Source organism: Mesobacillus subterraneus (genome assembly GCF_020524355.2).
Classification (GTDB): domain Bacteria; phylum Bacillota; class Bacilli; order Bacillales; family Cytobacillaceae; genus Mesobacillus; species Mesobacillus subterraneus_C.
Genome location: NZ_CP129019.1, coordinates 35,447 through 58,603 on the forward strand (window position 1 = coordinate 35,447; position 23,157 = coordinate 58,603).

Sequence of the window (23,157 nt, forward strand, 5' to 3'; positions counted from 1 at the left end):
CTATTTCCCGAGAAGCACACTTCATCGGATTTTAGAAGAAAGCCAGATTGTGACTATATTCATAAAGAACTAGCGAAGCCGGGGGTGTTTATGGCATCATAAAAATGTAGGTTATGGCATTTAATTTGTGCAGTCCCAGAGGGGCCTGCACAAATTAAAAAAGGCCACTTGTCAACATTCCAAAATACACATACACTTCCTGTTGGGTACAAAACGTGCAGGAGGTATTAAGGAGATGTTGGCTGTGGCTGAGATTAAGTATATCAGACATGAAGTTAACAATAAAGGCTGCGGATATGCAAATGTAGCTAAAAGAATGGGGAAAGATCCAAGGACTATTAAGAAGTATGCGGACTTGTGTGAGCGTCAAGTTAAAATGAACAATTTCGCTGATTATTTTTGAACACTTTCTCCAATAAAAATTCTTTGTCTGTTCTTCATTCTATGACTATCGTCTACGAAGCTTACTATCTCAGCCCGATGAATTAATCTGTCTAAAATAGCTGTTGCTACTCCTACATCTCCAAGCAGTTCTGTCCATTCCTTTGGAGATCTGTTAGACGTTAGAATAATCGAGGAATGGTTATATAAATCGTTGACCAGCTGAAAGAAGAGGTTGGCTTCCCTTGGATCCATTGCTGCGTACATTAAGTCGTCAATGATAACTAAATGTGAATCCTTAATCCTTTTTATCCTGGTTTGCGATTTCCGCGTTATGTCCAGCGTTTTTAAGGTGTGAACCAATTCCCCCATGGAAATAAATGAAACCTTATAGCCCTTTTGAATGGCCTCCAACCCTAAACCGACTGCTAAGTGAGTTTTACCAACACCTGGCGGTCCCAATAGTATTACGTTGAAAAGCTGTTCAACCCATGCTAATTCCTTCAGTTGGTTGAATTCCTTTCGGCTCAATGACTCTTGCTCTTCCAAGTTAAACGTTTCTAAAGGAGTAATACATGGAAAAGAGGCCAGCTTAAGCCTTTTTTCCATGTTCTTTTCATCTCGTTTTTCCCGTTCATGATCCACCAAAGTTTGAAGGAAGGAAAGGTAGCTGACTTGTTCCTTTTCGGCTTTGGCCAGTAGAGCCGGAAGCTCTTTTGAAGCCTCCGAAAGACGGAGGGATACTAGGGCATACTGAAGCTGCTGAAGCTGTTTCATTTGATTCCCTCCATAATTGCGACATATTGGTTAAGTGGACGGTGTTTCGCTTCTGCGCTTAGTAATGGCAATGTCTCCACATCGGCAGATGTTGATTGGTATTCAGCGATAGCACTTGGACTGTTCTTGTTCACTTGGCGTTGGCGTTTTAATAACTGGACTACATCTCGGAAATCATTAGCACTATATAGATTCCTCTCCATACATAACACTAGGGAATCATCTAAAACGTCGACAGCACTCACATCTATGCACTTTTTTATGATGCTTAGCTGGTCACGAACATATCTAGGATATTTTCTTTGTAGCTCCTGAATATACATCTTTGCTCTCTCAGGATCGGTGAAGTGGCTGCTTATAGAATCTTTTAATTCTGTAAGTCCCTTGGATCGATCCCGTTGATGGGAAGTATTACGGATCAACTGACCTTTATCCTGGCTGATTGAATGAACTGCTAAAATCTCTCCAGTATCTTTAACAAAAATGATTAGTTTGTTTTCCTTACTAGGCTTTAATTGCACTTCGGGGTATTTATGGAAAGTGCCTAGTGGTACTGTATAACGGTTCGAATGAAACAACACTGTGTTGTCCTTCCTTACACTTCTTGTTATACTTGATTTAATGTTTTGTTTTAAAAGGTTGACCTGTCTCATGTGTTGCTTTTCCAGGAGAAACACATCGGCGGGTCTTCTTTTTGTTCCATTATGAACTTTTCCATTGCCTGTCCTATCCAACCAGTGCTGGCATTGCTCGTTCCAGGAGTCAATATTGTGATAGATTCTGTGTTGAACGAAGTTCTTCTTGACGAAGCCTACTACGTTTTCTACTCTGCCCTTACTTTCAGGGTCTGCCTTTCGGCATAAAACTACTTTAAACTCCACCTCGTTGACAAACTGCTGAAATTCCTCGGTAAGAAGAATATCTCCTTCATTTTCTGCTACTACCAGTAGCCGATCCTGGTCGTACACAATTTCTTTGGAAACTCCGCTAAAAGCAATGAACGCTTTTTTATGTGCCTCTACTACGTCCTTAGTCGTAAATGGCCTATTTTGAAACCAAACATACTTAAACCTCGAATGCGCTAGCACAAATACGATGAACATGAGTTTGACTGGCTTACCAGCTTTGTTTCTTACAGTCACGAAACCGAAATCTGCTTGTATTTGTTCACCCATTGGTGGATCAGGAATGGCTTCATATTCCCGTTTGTTAACCTCTTTAGGGATTGAAAACTCTGCCCGAATATCTTTTACATAATTCCTTACTGTACTTTCTCCAACTTTGAAAGTAGGAAATTTTTCTTTCAGCCAATCATATACTTGGGCTGCCGTCATGTCTGGATATTCCCTCAACCAATTTAATATCAACTCTTTATGTATATCTAATTTTTTCGTTCTAGCCATAGTAGCTGCCGTCCATTCTGCCATTTCATCAGGTGTCTTCTGTAAGTACTTATACACAGTGTTTCTTGATATTTTCATTTTCCTTGCAATAGCTGAAACGCTGTACTTCTGATTGATCAGTCCTCTAATCTCTATATACATTTCAAACTTATCCACCCTTCATTTCCTCCTGCCTATATCTAAGAAGCTAATAATCTATGATATAGCCAAGACTCTCTGTAGTAAATAAGTGTTCATTTTTATTTAGCGGAAACTGTTCACTTTATTCTAGCAGTCACACTGCGATGGCTGAGCAATATATGGATCAATTGAAAAACCCAGAATACCGGGACTTATCTTTTGAGGACCGATTCTCCATGCTTGTTGATATTGAATGGGGACGTCGGAAAAATGCCAAGCATGACCGCCTCGTAAAGAGTGCGGATTTCAGAGATAGCCAGGCTTGTATAGAAGATATCGAATACCACAAAGATCGGAAACTAGATAAAACTCAAATCCTAAGATTATCGACAGGAAGGTACATTCAGGAAAAACACAATATCATTATCAAAGGTGCATCAGGTAATGGAAAGATTTACTTAGGATGTGCGTTCGGAATCGCTGCCTGTCGTCAGTTTTATAAAGTACAATACATTCGGCTTCCCGACTTACTCGATGAGCTCGCTGTGGCTAGAGGTGAAGACATTTACCGAAAGGTAATTAAGAAATATACCAAAGTAGATTTACTCATTCTTGATGAATGGCTCCTAACTCCACTAAAAGAAACAGAAGCTCGAGATTTACTAGAGATTATTGAGTCCCGATATCAAACTGCCTCCACTATATTCTGTTCCCAGTTTGATCCTCGTGGATGGCATGAAAAGATTGGTGAAGGCACACTGGCAGACGCCATTCTTGATCGCATTGTACATGATTCCTATCACATCATGGTGGATGGAGATATTTCAATGCGTGAACGCCGTGGATTGGTGGGATCTTCATGATTCCTATAGAAGTAGAGAACCGTATTGCCAAGTATTTTTTTCATCATTTTCTTCCTGAAGAGGTAATGGAACAGCTCATAGACTTGCTTTTACCACTATGTTTGGAAGCGGCTGAAGAGGAGGATTTAGACAAAGATGAACTTGTACGACAAGCTGTTCTAATGCTTGAAGCCAGATTAGAGGGGAAAAGCTTTAAATAACAAACGCAGCCATCGAAGGGATCTAGCTTCGATGGCTGTCTTCAAAGGATAATCGAGGCTTTAGCTCTAATATCCCGATTAAGTGGCTTTCTTGTGCGAAACGTCCCCCTCTTTCCTCCTGCACTCCTCAAATGGACCTCTATATGGCAGCGGTGGATCAATTTGATGGCAGAAGTGGACCAGAAAGATGTCAATAGTGGAACAATCGCATGGCTGTAGTCAGCTGATTACGGCCAATGAAATGTACCACCAATGACATTCTATTTACCACCTAATGACAAGAAATGTACCAGCAACTGCCAAGCTGATTACCACTATGCCTTCTGTATAAATAATGAGCACACCTTCGGGTGTGTCATTATTTATCAGGAGGTATTTTTGTATGATTCATTATCGAAAGATATTGGAATTAAACGATGAGGGCATCAGCCTTAGAGGTATCGCCTCAAGTTCTGGTCACTCTCGTCAAAAAGTAACAGAGATCATCGGACTTGCCGAGAAGAAAGGGTTAGTCTGTCCGTTAGAGGAAGAAATGACGGATAAATGGATTGAGGAATTTCTTTATCCTGAGAAGACATTGTAGACTTCAGGTCGACACCCTTTGAATTTTGACTATATTCATGAAGAGTTGGCAAAGCCAAATGTGACACTTTCACTTCTCCACCATGAATATGAAGCTGAATGTAGAGCCAATCTGTCATTCTCCTCTTTTGAGTTATTCTTCTGCCTTTCATCGATCCTTTTTCTATGAGTATTTCTCCATCCATAAAGTAAACACATTCCTCCGTTTCTATTTATTGATTTCTGAGAATTCTCTCCTTTTATTTGGCTTTTACCTTTATGAATTTTCTTATATATAAATCGTCTGGAGGTTTGTCTAAGTCTGTAAAGGTTGTAAGTATCGGTTTGAAAGGGCTTGAGGGTTATCGAGTTGATATTGAGGTTCAGGTGAAGGAAATTCGAGTCGATCGTGATTGTCTGGCTGCCTGATCCTTCGGTGAAGGAGTCGAAGGAGAGGGTGACGGCGGCACTGCATACAATGGGATTTCCGCTTGTGGATAAGAAGGTGATCATTAACCTGTCGCCGGCGGAGCAGAAAAAGAATGGGCCATTGTTCGACCTCGCGATTGTTATTGGCATCCTTAAGATGGTGGGTTTATACAGAATCCAATCCCAATGGATGCTGGTTTTATCGGTGCGTTATCTCTGGATGGGACAGTCCATCCTAGAGGAAATGATTGCGGCTATTTTGGCAGCCAGGAAGCTGTGGTTAAAGCGGCTGGTCCTGCCTTTTGATGCGACAATACCGAGAATTGAAATACATGACTTGAAACTTGTCTATGTTGAAACCTTGCTGGATATGATGAATCTTTTAGCGGGACAGCAGTTACTGCCTTTGCTGGTGGAAATGATTGAGTAATTAATGGTGGCCACAAGCGATTTCAATCAGATTATTGGCCACGATTTTTCCAATCATTCGCTTGAGATTGCTGCAAGCGGTGGTCATTATGTACTAATGGATGGTCCTCCTGGCTGCGGAAAGAGTCTTTTGGCTGAGACATTCCGAGCGATCCAATCATGATGAATGCCTTGAAGATATCTATCGTAGGCGGAAATTGATAGATGAACAGGCACGGCAAGAAATTAAAAAGTTGCTCGGCGTGATTAGCATTGCTCCGGTGAAAAGCCTACCCGGATGGCAGAGGGGTCAATATCCCATGCAAGTCAAAACTATTGAAGGCATCACCCTCCGACAGGCAGCCTGGATCTTGGGCGTATACAAGGATTTAGTGCATAGGGAAGGTTCTCGTTTCAACTGAAAAGTAAAACTACCTTAACATTTGGACAATATGAACAGTTTTATGTCTCTCATTCCTCTTTGAGACGTCAAGAACCGTCCCTATGTCTCCGTAGGATAAATTGATTCTTGAAAAAGTTAATGAAAAACAAGTGATTACTATATGTCTATTACTGAAGGTTTTGCTGTTTACTGGCAAATCCTTTTTTTTGCTGGAAATTAGTGAAAATTCAATAATATCTCCATTCGACAATTTACACCGCTTGCTAATCCAAAAGTCCTAAATTAAGATAGAGTTGTAGTGTAAAAAATATACAAAAGGGGAATTATATGTCGTATTTAATAAGAGAATTAAGATTCTATCTCTTTTGGTTTAGATGGGTCTCTCTTTTGGTCGGCTTTTTACTCTATTTCCACTTCAATACATACAATCTGGTAATTGCTTTGGTTATGCTTGCTATGAATACTCTCTGTACCATTGTATTCGTATTCAATAAGCATAGTATTGTAGCCTTGTTCATGATTTTTGGGGACATGATCTTTAATCTGTTTTTGATATATAGTACTGGAGGGTCAAGAAGTCCGTTCATCATTTATTCTTTTACAACTCTGGTGTGGCTAGGGACTTATTTGGACAAGCGTTGGTTTTCAATTTTCGCTGGTATTTATTTAACAGCAGCAAATGCTGTTATATGGATGCATCATCCCTATTGGAAAGGGGTAGCTGAATTTTCCCTGATATTTTTATTGGTTATTAATCTTTTCCTGGTTTTGTACTATTTTCGAAGTTTCATTAAACAGAAGTATAAAAAGTTGTTCATGACTGTTAAATTATTCAATAGCCTGTCTGAGGAAGAGGATATTTTTAGACTAAGTAAAAAAATTGAAAGTGTAGTGAAAAAGATCTATTCATCAGATAAAGTTTATTTCTGCTGGTATTCATATCAGCATGTTGATGACCAGTGGGAGTATTACCTCATCAAGGCTAGGTTGATAGAAGAGGGGATGCATCTGAAAGGGAAACCTACTTTTGTAAAGTTGACGAATTCAACAGGCCAAATGGAACAGTATTTTTATTTTCCCATCCGCAGCCGGAAAGAATCTTTTGCTGGTGTATTGATCCATTCTCCTAGAAGGGATATTAGGAAAAGATTTAATTATATCTATTTGTACTTGATAGAGGCTTTTGTTTCTAACCATGTAACTCAATTAAAAAGGAGCAGTGAGATAGAAACTTCAATCCGTACTGAAACCAAAAGCAAAATTGCCCAGGATATTCATGATGGTCTTGCTCAACAGCTCTTCTACTTGTCAACACAGGTTTTTTTAATGAAAAAAAGTGTCATGGAACGCGAGGAACCAACCCTTGATGAAATGGTAAAGTCGCTAGAACAGCAAATTAAAGAATGCCATACGGAAGTAAGGAAATATATCAAAGAGTTGAAGGATGAAGGTCAGGGGCACCAATTAATTGAAGCCATTCAAAGCTTAATAAGCAGGATTACCCAAAAACATAAGTTATATATAACATTAAATGTTACTGGTATATTACCTGAAGGTTATTATGAAATGGAGCATGCTGCTTATCGGTTGATTGAAGAGGCACTTAATAATATAGTCAAGCATGCTCAGGCCAGGAAGGCTTCCATCACAATTGATATCACGACTATTCAATGGACTTTAAAGCTAGAAGATGATGGCATTGGTATTGATGTGATGGATGGAAGCCGCAAAAAAGGTTACGGATTGCGGGGTATGGAGGAAAGAATAAATGAATTGGGCGGCCATTTCTCGATAGAATCTGCTCCATTGGGGGGGCACCCATATAACCGCGATTATACCGAAAGAGAGGAGGCGGGCTTATGGTTAAGGTATTGCTAGCGGACGATCATCAAATAGTGAAGAATGGATTGGGACTTATCTTAGCTCATGAAGGTTTTGAAATTGTCGGAGATGTTTCTAATGGTGATACCTTGATCACCAAGGCATTGAAAGTTCTGCCTGATGTCATAATTTCAGATTTGAGAATGCCTGGAAAAAGCATATTAAAGAACTGTCCTGAAATAAAGCAGAAGATGCCGCAGGTCAAAGTAATAGTACTGACGGCTTTTGAGGAGAGTGAAGAAATCTATCAGGCTATGGAAGCAGGAATCGATGGTTATATACTTAAAAACACAGATCCTGAAGAAATCATTAAAATGGTCCAAATGGTCATGATGGGATATTCCTGCTTTCAGCCCAAAGTTCGCAAGCCTATGGAGAATATGTCATTGAAAGATTTTGGGTTAACAGAACGTGAGAGGGAGGTTTTTGAGCTTATCATTGAAAACTGTAGCAACTTAGAAATCGCGCAAAAACTGTTTATTTCAGAACCAACCGTAAAAACCCACGTAAGCAGTATATTGCGAAAAACAGGTCAAGCGAACAGATCCCAAGCTGTTATCCATGCCTTGAAACTGGGCTATTTAAAAGTGCATTCATAATACTGGAGGGGTTAAAGTGCAGAGGTCTTCAGCGATTCAATACAATAACTTCATCGGGGAAAGAATTCTTTTTTGGGGTGCAGTGTTTATGTCTGGTGGATCAATATTGGGTGCCATTGGGTGGCTGGTGTACAAAACAGAAAAGTACCAGGACATATTAGCAGCCTTTTTGGTCTGTAGTTTCTTTCAATGGGGGTTTTACTTTTTAAATAGAAAAGCCCTCTTTCATCAGAACTATTCTCCCCATTTTAACGCTTGTTTTACCTTTTTAATGTTTGGATTCACCGCTCTCTACAATCCTCTCCGTTATTCTGAGATTTGGGTTCTCCTGCTTTTTTATCCTATTTTGCTAGGACTTTCTTCTACCAGGAGAGTATTCTTTATATGGAGCTCGTCATATTTTATCCTTTTCAATCTTCATATGTTCATTACTGCCCCCATTACAGAAGCGAATTTGTTTATCTTTGTCATGAGAAGTATGTTTTCTTTAGCCGCAATTGGAATTGGATGGCTTATCCATGCCTCGCTGCTGCATATGAATCAAAAGTCAAAGGATGATCAAATTAGACATAAAAAAGATCATATTTTAAAGGTCCTTAATGCATTAATACCCATCGCAGAAAGAAAGTCACAGATTGATAAAAATGAAATATTCTCAATGAGCAATTTAATGAAGAAAATCGTAACCCATTTACCAGAAGAGAAAATCGAGGAATGGGAAATGGAATTGCTGTCCGTACTGCATTATGTCAGCAGGGTCAATTGGCCGGATTATATGTTTGAAAAACAAGATAAACTGTCATCCTTTGAATTTGAGGTCATTAAGGCGCATTGTGTATTCGGTCATGAATTAATTGGGGAAGATGAAGACTTCAATAGGATTAGTGTTGCAATTCTACATCATCACGAGCGATTAAATGGGACTGGTTATCCAAATCAATTAAGAGAAGCTCAAATACCTGTTGCTGCACAGATTCTTGGTATCACCGAAAGTTTTCTCGCTATGACTGAACCAAGGTCATACAGGGATGCTAAAACAAGCTTAGAAGCATTTGAGGAAATTTTAGAAGGCAAAGGGATTTTATATAGAGAAGATTTAGTGGGAGCCCTTGGAGAGGCCCTGGGTATCAATGATTATTACATTGGAAACGTCGAAAGAGCTGTCTGAACAAGGCAGCTTTTTTTATAGTTAACCAGGAATTTATAAACTTCTTGAGTTGAGGATAACTCCATTAAGTTTTCTTAATCCAGCTCCAGCGTCTAGCCCCTCGAGTCGCTTGTCTAGCTGCGACTCCTAACTCCTCGAGACGCTAGTCTAGTGTCGCCTCCTAGAAACTCCGAAACTGGACAGTCGGCTATACTTTTCGGTTTCGGTCCGCTCAGGTGAAGTCAAAGAACGACTTCACCGGTCGACCCTCCAGCGCTTGTCGGGGCTGAACGAGGCGCTTGCGCTTTTTGTTCCTTGTCTCATACTTTAGGATGAACTAATCCGCACTAAAGGATGATTTATTCTAATAAACAGTATTTGATATGATAATTCCAGCAAACTTATCTGGAGGGCCAATTATGTATCAAAAGAAATGCCCGAATTGCAAAACATACTCATACAGCAGCTCAACGAAAGGCAAATGGATTTGTCCATGCTGTCAAAGAGATATAACCAAACTTAAGCCCATTGAAAGATGCAATGAAATGATTCTAGTTCAGAAAATACCAAAAGAACTGAGACCATCGGTATAAGGTGGTCTCTTGTCTTATTAATGATTAATTTATCATTTGAAGAGTTGAGACAATTTGTGAAGTGACTCAGCAAAGCTGAGAATAGAAAGGAAATTATAGACGGGAACTCAAAATATATGTCATGTGTTCTACAATTATTTTTAATATGGTACTTTAGTATACCTCTAAATGGTACCTTACACCAAAATAAAGTATACCAACGGCAATTCAAAAGCATCCTTTGGAATGGTGAACTCCTGGCAAAAGATTCCTATAATGAAATTAGAAATAAGGCAATACATAATAAATTTTTAGGAGGAATTATCAATGAAGAAAAGTTTATTAATGGTAGTTGCAATGCTAGCACTATCAACAGTAATGGCGGCGTTTGCGTTTTCAAGTGCAACAATTAAAAATGACGGATCATTAACGGTATCCAGCACAGACGATTCTCTAGTATCACTAATTCCAGCAGACGAAACAGCAGTCGGAAGCAAAGACGGAGCAGCATTCCTTGAGGACGGAGAGCTTAAAATTGATTTAGCTAAAGGTAATGGAGATACATTTGGAGTTCAGGGCGACAGCTACTATAAATGGAATAACCTATTTACTGTAAAAAACAATTCAAAAGAAACTGTTGAATTTAATATCACAAAAGATGGCTGGGGTTATGATACAAAAGCTAACATTTACCTTGGGGCGTTTGATGGAGATGTAAAGAAAGAATTTTACAATAGAAGCAATGGAAAGAATGGAAAAGTTACACTTGCTCCAGGGGAAGAATCAGTTGTTTACCTTGAAATCGAAACTGAAACAGGTGCAAAAATGGTTACAAGAAATGCCACTTTAACTGTTAACGCTACTGCAGTGCCTGCTCAGTAATAATGCTAATCCCAAAGGGGAGATACCCTTTGGGATTTTCCTGTAATGAGAAATAAAATATTGGCATCCGAGGGGAATTCATATGAAGAGAGCTCTCTTTTTTACATTCAATATTATTTTCTATATCGGTATATTCCTCATTTTGATATCTTCGATTGGCTCGCAAATCCTTCAACGTCCTTTTATTTTTACGGTTATCCAATCGAATAGTATGTATCCACTGTTTGAGAGGGGGGACATTGTTTTTGTAGATGGAGTAGGCAATGATGATTCGATAGACATTGGACAAAACTACATCTTTTATTCAGAGACTGGCCAACTCGCAGACAAGGGGTGGATCTTTCATAGAGTCATAGAGGGAAATGACAGTAATGGATATATTACAAAAGGTGATAATAATGATTATACGGATCAGTCTTATGGGAGTAACGGTGCCATAAAACGAGAGTGGATAAAAAGTAAATCAATAACTGTGAATGAAAATACATTAGCATTACCTAAAGCAGGTTATATAACTCTTTGGTTGGGCCAATTTATTAGTAAAGCACAGTCTAGTCAATTAACAATTCCTATTTTCTTAATTGTCATCACTTTGTTGATTGCTTTTGCAGAATTGATGAAAAGACCACAAAGAAGAAAAAAAACAAAATTAGGTAAGGATTTTATTTATATCTTTGGCGGTTTAACATTTTCTATTCTATTGTGTGGAATCATGTTGGCGAATACACAGCTATATCGATTGAACTATGGAGTATCAGAGAATGCAGAAGCAGCGTTGATGGGAAGTGATATAGGTATTATAAAAAAAGGTACTGAAAAGACCATTCCTTTGCCAGAAATTTATCATGAAAGTTCCTTTCCTATTACTCTTACCATGACCTCAAATGATCAGAATTTTGAATTTAGCCATAGTGCTGCACTATTAAGAAGTGGAACTACAATTAATCCTACTCTTAAAGTTAAAGCGGTAAAGGTGGGCCAGTATTCGTCAAAAGTATATGTTGGCTATTTGCTTCCGTTGTTACCAAAAGAAATTATTTACAAAGTGTCTTCTTATAATTATTGGCTAGCTATTCTGATGATTTCTTTGCTTCCAGGATTACCAATCACTATGTACCCTTTTTTAAGCCGGAAGACCAGAAGAAACTGGAAAAAAGAAATCCGCCGAAAATACCGGCGGATCCGACAGGCATTGCCTGTTTAGTTTAATGAGAATTGTACAAGACCTTTTGAATTTGCCAATAATGCAGCTTGGGTCCGGTCAGCCAGTTCCAGTTTTGATAGAATCTGGCTGACGTGTTTTTTTACGGTGTACTCTGTAATGAACAGGGTTTCAGCTATTTCCTTGTTTGAAAAACCACGTCCTAGTTCCTTTAATACCTCTATTTCTTTAGGAGTCAATTCCTTAAGAAAGTCCTCTTCATTCTCCATTTGAAAATCAGAGTTCATCATGACATCCATGATCGCAGGGTCATAGTATTTTCTTCCTTTATGGATTAACTGAAGTGCATAGATTAATTCTTCAGGAAGGGCCTCTTTAAGGCAAAATCCATCTACATGTAAAGATTGGGCTTTTTTTATATCATTTGGAGCGGCTGATGAAGTAAGGACCACAAATTTACATTGAATACCTGATGTCCGTGCTGTTTCCACTATATCCAATCCGTAAGCGTCACCAAGAGACAAATCAATTAAAGCCAAATCAGGGTTTGTGTCCTTCAGAACCTGAAGAGCCTCCTCAAGTGTGGAAGCTTCTCCAACCAGTTCAATGTTTTTATCTCCTGATAGGATTGTGCCTAGCCCTCGCCTTACTAACGGGTGGTCATCGACTATTATGATCCTCATTACGTTACTGCCTCCTTAATGTTACTTTTGATTGGGAAAATAATATTTAATTCTATTCCATCTCCTCTTACATTTACAGCCATTTCTCCGTTCTCTGAGCCTACTGCAAGTTTTACTTGTTCAAAATAATCGTCATTATAATTGGAGGAGTGACCTAAACCATTATCTTTGTAGTTTAGCGTGAGGCAATCATCCGTTATAAAAAGAATCAAATGGATTTTCGTACTTTCACCACGCCGGACAGAGATGCCAGTCAACTGGCATACTGATTTATAGACCAATTTTTGTATTTTTATCGGGAGGAGTGAAAGCACTCCGGCAATTTCGTAGTCTACTTCAATTTCATTCAGAAGGGAAAACTTACTAAGATACTGCTTTAATTTTCGTGTGAGATTTTCTGTTTGGTCAGATGATGAAGACTTTAATTCTTTCAAAGCATGCTTTACAGAATCAATTATGCTGATAAAATTCTCATTTTTATGCCAGTCTTCCTTCTGTCCTTTGATTCCTTGCATGGAGCAAAGAATGCTGAACAATAGTTGATGTACTTTGTCGTGAATTTCATTCGTTGCCTTGAATTTTTCCTCAGTCAGCATAAGCTGCTCGTTCACCAGTTCAATGTTATGGCGGTCAATTATGGCTGTACATAATTCCTTTATAAACTGAATATGTCGTTTAATTAATGGGTAATCATTGGTATCAGAAATGCATTTTACACCGATTATTCCCCGAGAGTGTATCGTTTTAAAACCGATGATAAAGAACTCCCCAACTTCACTCCTTATGTGAGTCGGTTCAGAGTTTTGCCCAACATTGTCAGTATCGATTAACTGTAGAATAACATGCTCTGAAAGGATCTCGGGGTGGCTATTCGCCAGTATAGATTCGGGTTTGTTCTCGAAAGTAGAAACCCATATAAAATTTGGTTGACCATTAAGGATTCTCTGAGAATAGTCTGAGATAGCTTTTATAAAACCGTTAATTCCATTGTGAAAGTTAAAGGTTTCAACGATTTCATATAAGCCCATTAAATGTTCCAGAGCCTGGCTTTTTTTCATATTTGCCTGTTTCAACTTCATCTGGGCAGAGGTTAATTCACGATTCTGATGATTGATTTCACCGACCAGCCTGGAGAATAACTGGATAAAAATAGTCATGAGCGCCAGAACAATATAAAAATAGGAGTATTCTCCAATCGTTGCTCCTATTGTTTTTCCTTCGTTAAAAAGCCATATGTAAATGGAAGTAGAGATGGTCAAAAAGAACACAAGGATTCCCCAGGAAAAAAGAGAGCTGAGGAAAGAGCCTGCTAATAAAACAGGATTTAAGGCATACCAAATAAATGGACTTTCAATTCCTCCAGTAGGAATAAGAAGCAGTAATAATCCAACCGTTTCAACAGCTAGTATGGCTTTTAGCAATACCGGGTTCTCTCTATACACCTTCGTTAAATCCAATATCAGCTTTCCTGCAACAAAAAGGGGAAGCTACGACAATCAACTTAAAGTAAAGCGGAGAATCTGGCAAGCTGATCAAGTAAAAAATGGATGTCAAAAACCAAGAGGCAAAACGGTAAATTTTAGTTAAACTTAGTAAATCCTTGACACCTTCCTGAAGGAATGAGGTTCCTGATTTAAATCTTGCAAGGGCCTCCATGTTAATCCCCCCCTTTATGCAGGCTGTTGCTTGTTAATAGACTATTCAGTCGTCTTTACCATATAGATGAAGCAAAAATCATTTTCAAGAACGAAAAAGTGAAGGAAGCTTTGTGATTCTTGCTTAAAAACCGGCAGCTCTCTTTCTTCGGATATTTGAATCAAGTCCTTGAATGCCGTCAAGGGAATTTTTGTTTTCCCTGAGAGGTCAAGTTCCTCAGATACATTGATAATTCTGGATTTGAACTTTTTATCAATGGACTCTGCTTCATGGCTCCCCGAACCAGTTTTTTTAGAGAAATAAATGAGACCTAAAACAATAAGCAACAGAATGGAAAGAAAAGTGGATGCCCAGCGTACAATTTCCAATGGCGCATCTATTCCAAGGATCTGGAAACGAGTGTCAGTAACAATATTGTCCTCCACGTTACTGTTGTTGACATACTCTAAACCATTTTCATTCATTAAGGAGATCTTTTCCTTTGTATATTCAAACGATAAAAGGGCGTCGTTCTTGAATTCATATTGATTATCCTTGTATGTTAGAAAACCCTCGAATTTTGGTTTAATGGAAACCATGTACGAACTGTTGCTTATCTTTGTTTCACTTTCAACTGTTTCGATAAAGTTCGAAACTTTGTCCAGGTCAATAATGTATTTACCGTCAACTATCGATAGGTCTTTTCCGGTTAAAGAGAAGGATTCTGCTGGTTTTAGAGGGAACTCTTTTTCCCATAGGTCACCTGAAGATATACTGAGGACTATCTCTTTTGTTCCTTCCGCTTCTATAGGATTGTCTGATTGGATGGAAGTTTTAATATTTACTGGAATCGAAGAAGTAATATTTGTGAAAATGCTCTTCCCTGGCTCAATTGTGCCGCCATCAGGATAAAGAGTGTTGGGAGTTACGGTGGCCTTATAATCAAAGACGGTATTTTGGGAGATTGAGTTGTTGATTTTTGTTTCGACATTATCAGCAGGTGTCAAAAAAGCTTTAAATGCAATAAACGTAGTGATAATATAAACAATTCCAAGAACAGCTGTAACCCACCCTGGGATGGGCTTCATTATTTTGTTGAGTTTTGCAGTCTGATTGTTTGCCAATGCTATTTTCCCCTTTTCAGTTTCTTTGTTGTATATTTCGACGTATTTTATATCATTTCCTGTTAAAAAAAGGGAGGTATTTAGGTTATTTGTCCTTTGATTTGTTTTTTTCCTCTGAAAGAATATTGGTGAAATCTTCTTTTGCTTCTTTTTGATTTTTATTGGTTTCCTTCAAGCTGGAAGAAGTTGTTTTTTGGATTGTTTTGATATGTGCTTCACCTGAATTCCATGTAAAAGCAAAAACAGGCAATTCTTTTGATTTCATTATTTTTATTATCTTGACTTCTCCACTGCGTATTGTCTCTCCAGAGGATTCAACTTCAATACCATCCACACTTTTCAAAATAATATCTGACTCCATATTATTAATGATTTTGTATTTTCCATTGCCTTCACCCATATGATCAAGAACTGCAATAAGAGCCTTATTAGGATCTTCTGTTACTTTAAATGTTGCTTCGTTTGTTACCGTGGCGGATGAGTAACTGGTTACTTCATATGCACAAGACAGAGATACAGCCAGTGAAAAGGATAATAGTATGGCCTTCTTTAACATGGTTACTTCCCCCTTTGAAATAAAAAAGCCCAATCATAAAGATTAGGCCGGTTGCACCAATAACTCCATATGTTCCAGGTGCCCAGATATAGAACATATTTCACAGTCTCCATACATAGTGATATCTACCTTATTTTATAAGAAATCAGGCAATTTACCAATCCATAAACGGGATGAGAGTTATCATACTCAAGTATGAATTTTATTAAGTAATTTACAAAAGTTTATATGGAGGTATAATTTGTTCACATTAAAAAAAGGAGGCAGTCGAAATGATTAACACAACTAATGGAACAGCAACAGCAATTTCATATGTTTTACCATCGGTCGGCCTGTATTGTGTGTAGTAGCGCTTATTTTTGTCATTTTTAAATAATTGCGTAACCTCGGACTGGGATGTCTGTGTTTTTTTGTGGCTAAAAATAGAATGTATGTTCTTGGATAGTGATAATGTGATTACAGTTATAAATTTGTAGAAGGAATAAATTGGTGAAGCGTGACCCTGGGTCTTAAGGGGGCAATTAATTCGTTTTTTAACCGTAAGTATGAGACGAAGTATGCAGTGAAGGGGATTAATTTTATGATTGAGCAGAGAGAGACGGTTGGCAAAATTGGGGCAAATGGTGCCGGTATGAAATGTCCAAATTGTTCAATGAACAAGAATCAGGAAATCTCTGTGGATAATGCGCTTCAAGTTGTTCGGGGGCTATCAAGTTTATTATCTTAAGTTGGAATGGGGACGCAATCATTACCATTTTTTCAATTAACGTCATCCCTATTCATGTTTTCACTTCTTTTTGTCCTTAGGGCCTTACTCAGTGTTTTTCTTGCAGCCTATTCATGGGGAAAGGATTCACGATTAAAGAGTTACTGGCTCAATTCAGGAGTATTCTCACTCCGTTTGCTGCTTTAAATGTAGCAGCTATTGTCTTTGGTCTGATTGGCGCCGTTCAATTAACTTTAATTCTGACAGGGGTTTGCACTAATCTACAATATTATCATTCTGCCTTCACTTGTCGTATATGATCGAGCAATGAAAAGTGCTTAACCGGTCAATCGTTTCTACTGGGCAACTGGAGCTTCTGCAGTCTCCATGCTTATTACATATTTAATCATCCGTATTTGGGTAATGGATTTTATCAGTGAAATTGAGTCTTTGACGAATATGAGATTTTAATACTTGGGAGCAGGGGACGTGTGGGTCTTCTGCTTTTCTTTTTGTGATGACATGGTAAATGAGGATAAAGTACATGAGAGCGACCATTCCCAATATAGATACGATGACTTGCCATCTTTGTTTTAGTTCAGCGATTTCAGAAGCGAGGTGTCCTTTGTGGTGATGGTCACCTGGCCAACTGTAAGCCGGCATAGTTGGAGCAAATCGTCAGTCTGCCGGTCGTTTGGACTAATTATTATGATTTTTGAAGTATACAGTACCGTATTAGCTTTGTTTAACTGATTTTAGTATGATAGGTTTAAAGGATTGAGCTGGAATTTTCAGCTCAATCCTTGTGATTATGTAGCGTAATATCATGAGCATGGAAAATTAAAAAAAGGTGTATTATAATGAACAGTAGATTTTATTGAAAATACTAGCGTAATTTCATAACACTTGCCCAAACAATGGTAGAGTATGAATTTGCACAGCAACATGCTTAATCAAATTGATACTAAAAATGCTAAATCAAGTACGGAAGAGTCGCGAAAATATAGAGTTATTATAAGGAGAGAATACCATGAGTCTAAAATATGCCATCATTGGTTGTGGAAGAATTTCACCTAACCATATTGCTGCCGCAATAGAAAATGAACTTGATATTGTTGCTTTATGTGATGTAGTTCCTGAAAATATGAAGGATAAGATTTCAACATTCAATCTTCCGGAAACTACTCCGCAATACACAGACTATAAAGAGTTACTGGAAAAAGAAAAACCTGAGTTAATTGCAATCTGCACTGAAAGTGGAAACCATGGTTCTATTGCTTTAGATTGCATTGAAGCTGGTGCTAATCTTATCATTGAAAAACCAATTGCACTCTCACTTGAAGAAGCTGATCAGATCATTGAAAAGGCTAAAGAAAAGAATGTGAAGGTGAGCGCATGCCACCAAAATCGTTTTAACAAATCTATCTTAAAAATTAGAGAAGCTGTCGAAGAAGAACGCTTTGGCAGATTGCTTCATGGAACGGCTCATATCCGTTGGAACAGAGGAGAAGATTACTATAAACATGCTCCTTGGCGAGGAACTTGGGAACAAGATGGCGGAGCACTAATGAATCAGTGTATTCACAATATTGATCTCTTGCGTTGGATGATGGGTGATGAAATTACTGAAGTTGTCGGAATGACAGATAACCTAAAGCATGATTTCATTGAAGCAGAAGACTTAGGCTTGGCATTAATTAAGTTTGCTAATGGCAGTTACGGGGTGGTTGAAGGAACAACAAATATCTACCCAACTAATTTAGAGGAAACACTTTATATATTTGGTGATAAAGGTACAGTTAAGGCTGGTGGAAAGTCCGTAAATATAATTGAAGAGTGGCTTTTTGCTGATAATCTCGATAATGCAGAAGAAGTTAAAGAGAAATATCAGGAAAATCCGCCTAATGTGTATGGATTCGGACACAACCCTCTCTATGCTGATGTTATTGATGCTATTAAGAATGATAGAGAACCATATGTTACAGCAGAAGATGGAAGAAGAGCATTGGAGCTTGTTCTGGCTATTTATAAATCAGCTGCTGAAGGAAAGAGCGTGAAGCTCCCACTCGAAAAGTGCAGCACTACTGATTTCAAAGGCAGATATGATCGATAAGTTTTTTGGGAGACAGGATTGGTCCCCGAGTCCGGGTCGGAAGTTGAAATAAAATGAGAGAAGCGTAAAGGATATGAACTGCTCCCCGTCAAATAGACAGTGGAACTAATAAAACAATCTATGCGGCTTTAGCCCTATTTTCTAAGGGGCTAAGGCCGTTTATTCTTTTTGGTAACGTTCATGATTATAAAAGTATATGTACTCATCAATCCCCGCAGAAAGTTCTTCAAAGGTCTTATATTTCTCCAGATAATACTTTTCGCTTTTAAGTGATCTCCAAAAGGATTCCATTGGACCATTGTCAATACATCTTCCGACTTGGGACATACTCTGAGTCATCTGGGCTTGATCTATACTTGATTAAATCCTTGATGGGTATACTGGAAGCCCCGGTCGCTATGTATGAGTGGATGTACTCCATTCAAAAGGGCTGTAGCCTGATCCAGCGTCTCAAACACCAGTTTATTGTTGTTGGAACGTCCCAATACGTAGCTGTGAGTTCAGTTTCTTCCTTTTTCCTGCCCCGTTTATCCGTGAGGGCTTTTTCTCCGCCATCCTCATATTTTTAAACCCATTGATATACTTGTTGGTAAGAGACCTGGTAGGTATCAGCTGCCTTCTGATAATCCTTGCCCTTCTCAAGGCAAGATAGCACAATTTCTTTCCGTTCATTTAGGGTAGTGTTTCTTCTTTTAGTCATAAGTGTTTGTCCTTCCTTTGGAAGTATCCTTTAATTCTCTATGACTATTATACTTGTTAATCCATTTCTGAGGACAGCTCTACAAGAGATTTCATACTTTCCGAAAACCTCATTTTGAGAGTAGTCCCCGCTAAGATAGTCCTTGACTCGCGAACGATTATTTGCATCCGTTAGATGAACAAATGACAGAGAGAGGACATGGCATAACAAGATATGCGGACGACTTCGTCATCTGTTGTAAATCACAGAAGGGTGCGGAAAGAGTACTTGACTCCGTTACTCGGTTCCTTGAAGAAAAACTGGGTATAACTATACATCCGGAGAAGACTAAGATTGTTAATAACATGAAAGAGCCCTTTGTTTTTCTGGGTTATGAATTTAATCAAGCTCATTGGGCCAAGCCGTCACAAAAGTCAATAAAGAAATTTATAAACAGAGTCAAGGAAATCACAAAGCATAATCAAACGATAAACATTGAGAAATTGATTAAAGAGAAACTTAATCCCTATCTGCGTGGATGGGGAAATTATTTTGTACATTGGCACTTAACGACATTATTGATTAGATTTGATGAATGGATTAGAAGAAGATTAAGGTCAGTGCAATTAAGAAGTTGGAGAAAAATTAGAAAACTGTATAAGGAACTAAGAGGAAGAAAACGGAAGGGAGAACTCCCGCAGTTGCGAATGTATGCATGGCGAAGTTCAAATAGTAAACCTGTACACGTAGCACTCCCAAAGGAATGGTTCAGAGGAATAGGTCTATATCTCTTGTGAATATTTACAATGAACACCTCTAAAGGGGATAATCATGGAGGAGCTGTATGCGATGACCCGCACGTACGGATCTGTGAGAGGCGCATGAATAATATCATGCGCCTACTCAATTTTATTTGCGTGCAAAGGAAGCCGATCAGTGGCTTAAAAACCACTTCTCCGGTTATTATTTGCAAGTCATTCTCTCCATGCTTAAGAGTTCAATTATGTATCCTTGAATTCCCTTTAATATTTAGGGTGAAGTAAATCTCTTATTACCTGAATTCAACTAGGTATTATTGACCACGATAAATTCAATAAGAAAAATATTACTAAACAAGCATGGAACAAGCATGAGGACGGTTCTTCTTTGGATTATATTTAGCCATATAAGAATTGGATGAGGGCAAACTAAACGAAGAGTTGCTTTTCTGCCACAGTTCTTACTTGTATCTCTATTTTGCAATGGAACTATATTAAGAAAAGGTCGAAAAATACTTTGCTATTTAAAAATTACATAAATTAGTAGGTTTCTCTTGTCAGATAAAGTAGAAATATAGGTGAAAATGTCTATTTTTCGGTGGAGAAATATGATATAAATGTTCTGTTGGTAATAAAAGTTACAGGAGGTGAAAATATGAAAAAATGTCAATCGTGTCACAAGGGGAATGAGATAACTTTTAAATTTTGCGTGTATTGTGGAGCACCTCTTACAAATGTTGATGTACATATGGAAAATACTGAGTCCAACGTATCAGATGCATTACTTACGCCTAAAGATAAACCAGTTAAGGAGTCCCTTTTAAAAAATCGTAAATCTTGGTTGATTGGGCTTATTCTATTAATACTGCCTCTTGCAACTTATTTTTCAGGAAAAGTAATATATGAGCCACATAAGGTTGTGGATGAGTTTGAACAAGCTTACATAGAAGAGGATACTGCCAAACTCGCAAGCTACTTTGAAATTCCAAAAGAATCATTAAGCGAAATAGAGAATGAAGCCTTTATACAGATGGTTAAACAGTATGGCTGGACTAATCTAAAAACTGCCCTGATGAATGGAATAGATTCATTAAAAGAATCTGATTCAAATCTACTTGTAGTATATGACGAGGGCGGGAATGGATTTATTACTTTACATAAAAAACCTGTTATGTTTCGGCTTTTTGAAGAAGTAACGGTAAGATTTAAACCTGTTGAGTTATACGTGGTTGCACCTTATGCTGGAACTAAAGTCATCGTAAGTGATCAGGAGATAAACGTAGATAAAGTAGAAGAGCCAGTAAGAGCGGGATTCTTTTTGCCAGGGGAACATACAGTTACTGCACAATACCAGAATCAACTCGGTGAATTTAATCTGGAAGACTCATTGTACATAGGGACAGATGGATCTGAACCATATGTCATTCAGTTTGGTGAAAGATCAGTAGATCTAGATTCCGATATTCAGGATGCAGTCTTGTTTATTAACAATGAAACCACTAATCAGACAATTGATGAGATCCAGCAACTTTATCCGGTCCCTGAAGATTCAAATGTTGAAGTTTTTGCAGAATACATGGATGCGGATGGAACAATCTATAGATCATCTGCAGAAAAATTAAATGAAGATTATGTATATCTATCATTTGAAGAATACAACCGAAGGCAAGAGTCAATGGCATTGCATGAGGAAAACACCAGAGAATTTGTCGCTAACTTCCGAGATGATTACTTGGCTGCTATTATGGCAACAGACTTTAATTTTGTATCTGTATATTTTGAAGATGAAACACCAATTTATGACGAATATAAGAAGTTCGTAGAAGACCATGCCAAATTCGGTGTGTATTCGTATAATTTTTTGGTTAATGACATTACTTCTTTTGTAGAAACTAGTGAAAATGAATTTAAAATTGAGACCTTCGAAACATTTGAATTCAGTTCAGAGAAAGATGGTCAATTTTATTATGAGAGATCAAAGGAGTACACGATTGTTTATATAGACGACCGTTACTACTTCAAAGAAATTAAGAATTTAGATTCAAAGAAAACTAAAATATAGTAAAAGAGGTATCATAGTGAGAGAGACACATGGTGTAGTACTTTCAGAAGGCGAAACGGTTATCCGTGAATATGAAGCATCATATATTGAGAATCCCAAAACAGAAGGATATTTAGTAGCAACTAACCGTCGTTTAATTTTCACAGGCAGCTCCAAAAGCATGATGGGGAACAGCTTAATAGTTCGAGAAACAAAGATCGACCAGGTATCAGGCGTACTGTCAAATTTATCACGCGGAAAAAATATTGACCAAATTATCTTTGGGATCATTTTAGTGTTAGTTGGTTTGGTTTCTCTAATCGTAGGGGATTTTGGTTTTTTCTCGCTCATCTCCCTTTTAATCATAGCGTGGGGAGCTCACACATTATATAAAGCTTTTACACTATCAGGCATTCAGATGTATCTTAGTATTTTAACGAGTGGACAGTCAAGTAGCGCTATACAAGTAGCTGTAGAAGCTAAGAGCGGGATTTTAGGCAGGTTTGGTCTTGGCGGTGACACTGCTTGGCTGGCTGTTGCTGCTTCAGGACCTGGTAAACACACAGAACAAATGATCCGGGAAATTGGTGCTCTTGTTCAAGACATTCAGGTGATGGGAGATTTGGCTATTGATAAGTGGGTTGATCAGCCTATGAAAAACACACCTGTGAAAACACCAGTCTCATCAGAACAGTTATCATCAACCTTAAATAAAATTAAAGTTACAGCAGCTGCTGCTAGTACTGCTGTTAGTCAACAAGTCCAGGAAAAGAAAGCTGAATATCAAAATAATGCAAATGCAAAGAACTCCATGCAAGATGATGAACAAACATGTGATTGTGGAAACAACATACAATCAGGAAGTGCATTTTGTGGGGAATGCGGGAGACCTGTGAAGCAGAAAGTCTTAGAAGAGAGCTTCTTTGGTTGATTAACCAGGTTCATGCATATCATACAATTTGATCGTTACCTATAATAACTTGGTCTGAATACAAAGGGGTGTCTCAAGGTCAAACGGGCTTTTGAGACAGCCCTCATTTTATATATTTTTTTGTGGACGATCAGACTCTAGGG

General features: G+C 38.2%; 25 protein-coding genes and 1 riboswitch. Of the genes, 16 read left to right on the plus strand and 9 right to left on the minus strand.

All coding sequences use genetic code 11. The features are described from left to right. Window positions 1-244: 244 nt before the first annotated feature. Window positions 245-403, plus strand: coding sequence for a hypothetical protein (locus tag LC048_RS00160; RefSeq protein WP_226605183.1), 159 nt, complete (start codon window positions 245-247; stop codon window positions 401-403). Here the strand turns inward: LC048_RS00160 and istB (LC048_RS00165) are convergent. Then, window positions 394-1,158 carry an IS21-like element helper ATPase IstB gene (gene istB, locus LC048_RS00165; RefSeq protein WP_306049110.1) on the minus strand — a complete coding sequence of 255 codons (765 nt, stop codon included), beginning with the start codon at window positions 1,156-1,158 and terminating at the stop codon, window positions 394-396. The two genes, LC048_RS00160 and istB (LC048_RS00165), sit on opposite strands and share 10 nt — an antisense overlap. Next, on the minus strand, window positions 1,155-2,717 hold the full coding sequence (gene istA / locus LC048_RS00170) for an IS21 family transposase (protein ID WP_306049112.1): 1,563 nt from the start codon (window positions 2,715-2,717) through the stop codon (window positions 1,155-1,157). Before istA ends, istB (LC048_RS00165) begins: the two co-directional genes overlap by 4 nt. A 128-nt stretch (window positions 2,718-2,845) precedes the next feature. On the opposite strand from istA, the gene istB (LC048_RS00175) reads away from it, so the two are divergent. The 10 genes from istB (LC048_RS00175) (at window position 2,846) to LC048_RS00215 (ending at window position 11,830) form a co-directional block, all read left to right on the plus strand. Next, entirely contained in the window at window positions 2,846-3,544 is a 699-nt protein-coding gene (istB, locus tag LC048_RS00175; protein ID WP_226601508.1) for an IS21-like element helper ATPase IstB, read from the plus strand. Then, window positions 3,541-3,744 (plus strand): hypothetical protein, encoded by a 204-nt coding sequence (locus LC048_RS00180; RefSeq protein WP_226601509.1) that lies wholly within the window; start codon window positions 3,541-3,543, stop codon window positions 3,742-3,744. The genes istB (LC048_RS00175) and LC048_RS00180 overlap by 4 nt, the downstream gene beginning before the upstream one ends. 382 nt (window positions 3,745-4,126) lie before the next feature. After that, a complete protein-coding gene (locus tag LC048_RS00185; protein ID WP_226601510.1) occupies window positions 4,127-4,327 on the plus strand; it encodes an integrase in 201 nt (66 codons plus the stop codon). A 435-nt stretch (window positions 4,328-4,762) separates the two neighbouring features. Beyond that, the gene (locus tag LC048_RS00190) at window positions 4,763-5,164 is read left to right on the plus strand and encodes a magnesium chelatase domain-containing protein (protein ID WP_306049115.1); all 402 of its coding nucleotides are present in this window, start codon (window positions 4,763-4,765) and stop codon (window positions 5,162-5,164) included. A 3-nt stretch (window positions 5,165-5,167) separates the two neighbouring features. Next, window positions 5,168-5,326: an ATP-binding protein gene (locus tag LC048_RS24865; protein WP_226601512.1), complete on the plus strand. Its 159-nt coding sequence runs from the start codon at window positions 5,168-5,170 to the stop codon at window positions 5,324-5,326. 546 nt (window positions 5,327-5,872) lie between these two features. Further along, window positions 5,873-7,423, plus strand: a complete 1,551-nt coding sequence (locus tag LC048_RS00195) for a sensor histidine kinase (protein WP_306049117.1) — start codon at window positions 5,873-5,875, stop codon at window positions 7,421-7,423. Next, the gene (locus tag LC048_RS00200) at window positions 7,405-8,025 is read left to right on the plus strand and encodes a response regulator transcription factor (RefSeq protein WP_226601514.1); all 621 of its coding nucleotides are present in this window, start codon (window positions 7,405-7,407) and stop codon (window positions 8,023-8,025) included. The genes LC048_RS00195 and LC048_RS00200 overlap by 19 nt, the downstream gene beginning before the upstream one ends. Window positions 8,026-8,041: 16 nt before the next feature. Further along, window positions 8,042-9,193: an HD-GYP domain-containing protein gene (locus tag LC048_RS00205; protein WP_226601515.1), complete on the plus strand. Its 1,152-nt coding sequence runs from the start codon at window positions 8,042-8,044 to the stop codon at window positions 9,191-9,193. An 878-nt stretch (window positions 9,194-10,071) separates the two neighbouring features. After that, window positions 10,072-10,626 (plus strand): DUF1102 domain-containing protein, encoded by a 555-nt coding sequence (locus tag LC048_RS00210; protein ID WP_226601516.1) that lies wholly within the window; start codon window positions 10,072-10,074, stop codon window positions 10,624-10,626. An 82-nt stretch (window positions 10,627-10,708) separates the two neighbouring features. Then, window positions 10,709-11,830, plus strand: coding sequence for a signal peptidase I (locus LC048_RS00215; RefSeq protein ID WP_226601517.1), 1,122 nt, complete (start codon window positions 10,709-10,711; stop codon window positions 11,828-11,830). Here LC048_RS00215 and LC048_RS00220 read toward each other — a convergent pair. The 5 genes from LC048_RS00220 to LC048_RS00240 form a co-directional block, all read right to left on the minus strand. Beyond that, complete coding sequence (locus LC048_RS00220) at window positions 11,827-12,471, minus strand: response regulator transcription factor (protein WP_226601518.1); 645 nt, start codon at window positions 12,469-12,471, stop codon at window positions 11,827-11,829. The two genes, LC048_RS00215 and LC048_RS00220, sit on opposite strands and share 4 nt — an antisense overlap. After that, window positions 12,471-13,928: a hypothetical protein gene (locus tag LC048_RS00225; protein ID WP_306049119.1), complete on the minus strand. Its 1,458-nt coding sequence runs from the start codon at window positions 13,926-13,928 to the stop codon at window positions 12,471-12,473. The genes LC048_RS00220 and LC048_RS00225 overlap by 1 nt, the downstream gene beginning before the upstream one ends. Next, on the minus strand, window positions 13,906-14,127 hold the full coding sequence (locus LC048_RS00230) for a hypothetical protein (RefSeq protein WP_306049121.1): 222 nt from the start codon (window positions 14,125-14,127) through the stop codon (window positions 13,906-13,908). The genes LC048_RS00225 and LC048_RS00230 overlap by 23 nt, the downstream gene beginning before the upstream one ends. Window positions 14,128-14,168: 41 nt before the next feature. Then, window positions 14,169-15,230: a DUF5305 family protein gene (locus LC048_RS00235; RefSeq protein WP_226601520.1), complete on the minus strand. Its 1,062-nt coding sequence runs from the start codon at window positions 15,228-15,230 to the stop codon at window positions 14,169-14,171. Between the two features lie 85 nt (window positions 15,231-15,315). Next, a complete protein-coding gene (locus LC048_RS00240) occupies window positions 15,316-15,786 on the minus strand; it encodes a hypothetical protein (RefSeq protein WP_226601521.1) in 471 nt (156 codons plus the stop codon). Window positions 15,787-15,822: 36 nt separating this feature from the next. Continuing rightward, window positions 15,823-15,904, minus strand: a riboswitch (cyclic di-GMP riboswitch). A 462-nt stretch (window positions 15,905-16,366) separates the two neighbouring features. Between LC048_RS00240 and LC048_RS00245 the strand changes: the two genes are divergently transcribed. Further along, window positions 16,367-16,513, plus strand: coding sequence for a hypothetical protein (locus LC048_RS00245; protein ID WP_226601522.1), 147 nt, complete (start codon window positions 16,367-16,369; stop codon window positions 16,511-16,513). A 1,009-nt stretch (window positions 16,514-17,522) separates the two neighbouring features. Beyond that, a complete protein-coding gene (locus LC048_RS00250; RefSeq protein WP_226601523.1) occupies window positions 17,523-18,605 on the plus strand; it encodes a Gfo/Idh/MocA family protein in 1,083 nt (360 codons plus the stop codon). A gap of 159 nt (window positions 18,606-18,764) precedes the next feature. Here LC048_RS00250 and LC048_RS00255 read toward each other — a convergent pair whose 3' ends face one another. Then, window positions 18,765-18,932, minus strand: a complete 168-nt coding sequence (locus LC048_RS00255) for an IS3 family transposase (protein WP_371931968.1) — start codon at window positions 18,930-18,932, stop codon at window positions 18,765-18,767. A 238-nt stretch (window positions 18,933-19,170) separates the two neighbouring features. Continuing rightward, window positions 19,171-19,305 (minus strand): helix-turn-helix domain-containing protein, encoded by a 135-nt coding sequence (locus LC048_RS00260; protein WP_226601525.1) that lies wholly within the window; start codon window positions 19,303-19,305, stop codon window positions 19,171-19,173. A 182-nt stretch (window positions 19,306-19,487) separates the two neighbouring features. Here LC048_RS00260 and LC048_RS00265 point away from each other — a divergent pair, with 182 nt between their 5' ends. The 3 genes from LC048_RS00265 (at window position 19,488) to LC048_RS00275 (ending at window position 23,014) form a co-directional block, all read left to right on the plus strand. Then, window positions 19,488-20,081 carry a group II intron maturase-specific domain-containing protein gene (locus LC048_RS00265; protein ID WP_264188308.1) on the plus strand — a complete coding sequence of 198 codons (594 nt, stop codon included), beginning with the start codon at window positions 19,488-19,490 and terminating at the stop codon, window positions 20,079-20,081. 616 nt (window positions 20,082-20,697) lie between these two features. After that, a complete protein-coding gene (locus LC048_RS00270; protein ID WP_226601527.1) occupies window positions 20,698-22,104 on the plus strand; it encodes a TcaA NTF2-like domain-containing protein in 1,407 nt (468 codons plus the stop codon). Window positions 22,105-22,120: 16 nt separating this feature from the next. Continuing rightward, entirely contained in the window at window positions 22,121-23,014 is an 894-nt protein-coding gene (locus tag LC048_RS00275; RefSeq protein ID WP_306049123.1) for a hypothetical protein, read from the plus strand. Window positions 23,015-23,157: the final 143 nt, after the last annotated feature.

Coding starts and splice junctions, on each gene's coding strand:
- LC048_RS00230 (WP_306049121.1), bottom strand. CDS start 14,127: ATGGAGGCCCTTGCAAGATTTAAATCAGGAACCTCATTCCTTCAGGAA.
- LC048_RS00265 (WP_264188308.1), top strand. CDS start 19,488: ATGACAGAGAGAGGACATGGCATAACAAGATATGCGGACGACTTCGTC.
- LC048_RS00185 (WP_226601510.1), top strand. CDS start 4,127: ATGATTCATTATCGAAAGATATTGGAATTAAACGATGAGGGCATCAGC.
- LC048_RS24865 (WP_226601512.1), top strand. CDS start 5,168: ATGGTGGCCACAAGCGATTTCAATCAGATTATTGGCCACGATTTTTCC.
- istB (WP_226601508.1), top strand. CDS start 2,846: ATGGCTGAGCAATATATGGATCAATTGAAAAACCCAGAATACCGGGAC.
- LC048_RS00245 (WP_226601522.1), top strand. CDS start 16,367: ATGATTGAGCAGAGAGAGACGGTTGGCAAAATTGGGGCAAATGGTGCC.
- LC048_RS00200 (WP_226601514.1), top strand. CDS start 7,405: ATGGTTAAGGTATTGCTAGCGGACGATCATCAAATAGTGAAGAATGGA.
- LC048_RS00250 (WP_226601523.1), top strand. CDS start 17,523: ATGAGTCTAAAATATGCCATCATTGGTTGTGGAAGAATTTCACCTAAC.
- LC048_RS00180 (WP_226601509.1), top strand. CDS start 3,541: ATGATTCCTATAGAAGTAGAGAACCGTATTGCCAAGTATTTTTTTCAT.
- LC048_RS00215 (WP_226601517.1), top strand. CDS start 10,709: ATGAAGAGAGCTCTCTTTTTTACATTCAATATTATTTTCTATATCGGT.
- LC048_RS00210 (WP_226601516.1), top strand. CDS start 10,072: ATGAAGAAAAGTTTATTAATGGTAGTTGCAATGCTAGCACTATCAACA.
- LC048_RS00270 (WP_226601527.1), top strand. CDS start 20,698: ATGAAAAAATGTCAATCGTGTCACAAGGGGAATGAGATAACTTTTAAA.
- LC048_RS00240 (WP_226601521.1), bottom strand. CDS start 15,786: ATGTTAAAGAAGGCCATACTATTATCCTTTTCACTGGCTGTATCTCTG.
- LC048_RS00220 (WP_226601518.1), bottom strand. CDS start 12,471: ATGAGGATCATAATAGTCGATGACCACCCGTTAGTAAGGCGAGGGCTA.
- LC048_RS00260 (WP_226601525.1), bottom strand. CDS start 19,305: ATGACTAAAAGAAGAAACACTACCCTAAATGAACGGAAAGAAATTGTG.
- istB (WP_306049110.1), bottom strand. CDS start 1,158: ATGAAACAGCTTCAGCAGCTTCAGTATGCCCTAGTATCCCTCCGTCTT.
- LC048_RS00255 (WP_371931968.1), bottom strand. CDS start 18,932: ATGTCCCAAGTCGGAAGATGTATTGACAATGGTCCAATGGAATCCTTT.
- LC048_RS00195 (WP_306049117.1), top strand. CDS start 5,873: ATGTCGTATTTAATAAGAGAATTAAGATTCTATCTCTTTTGGTTTAGA.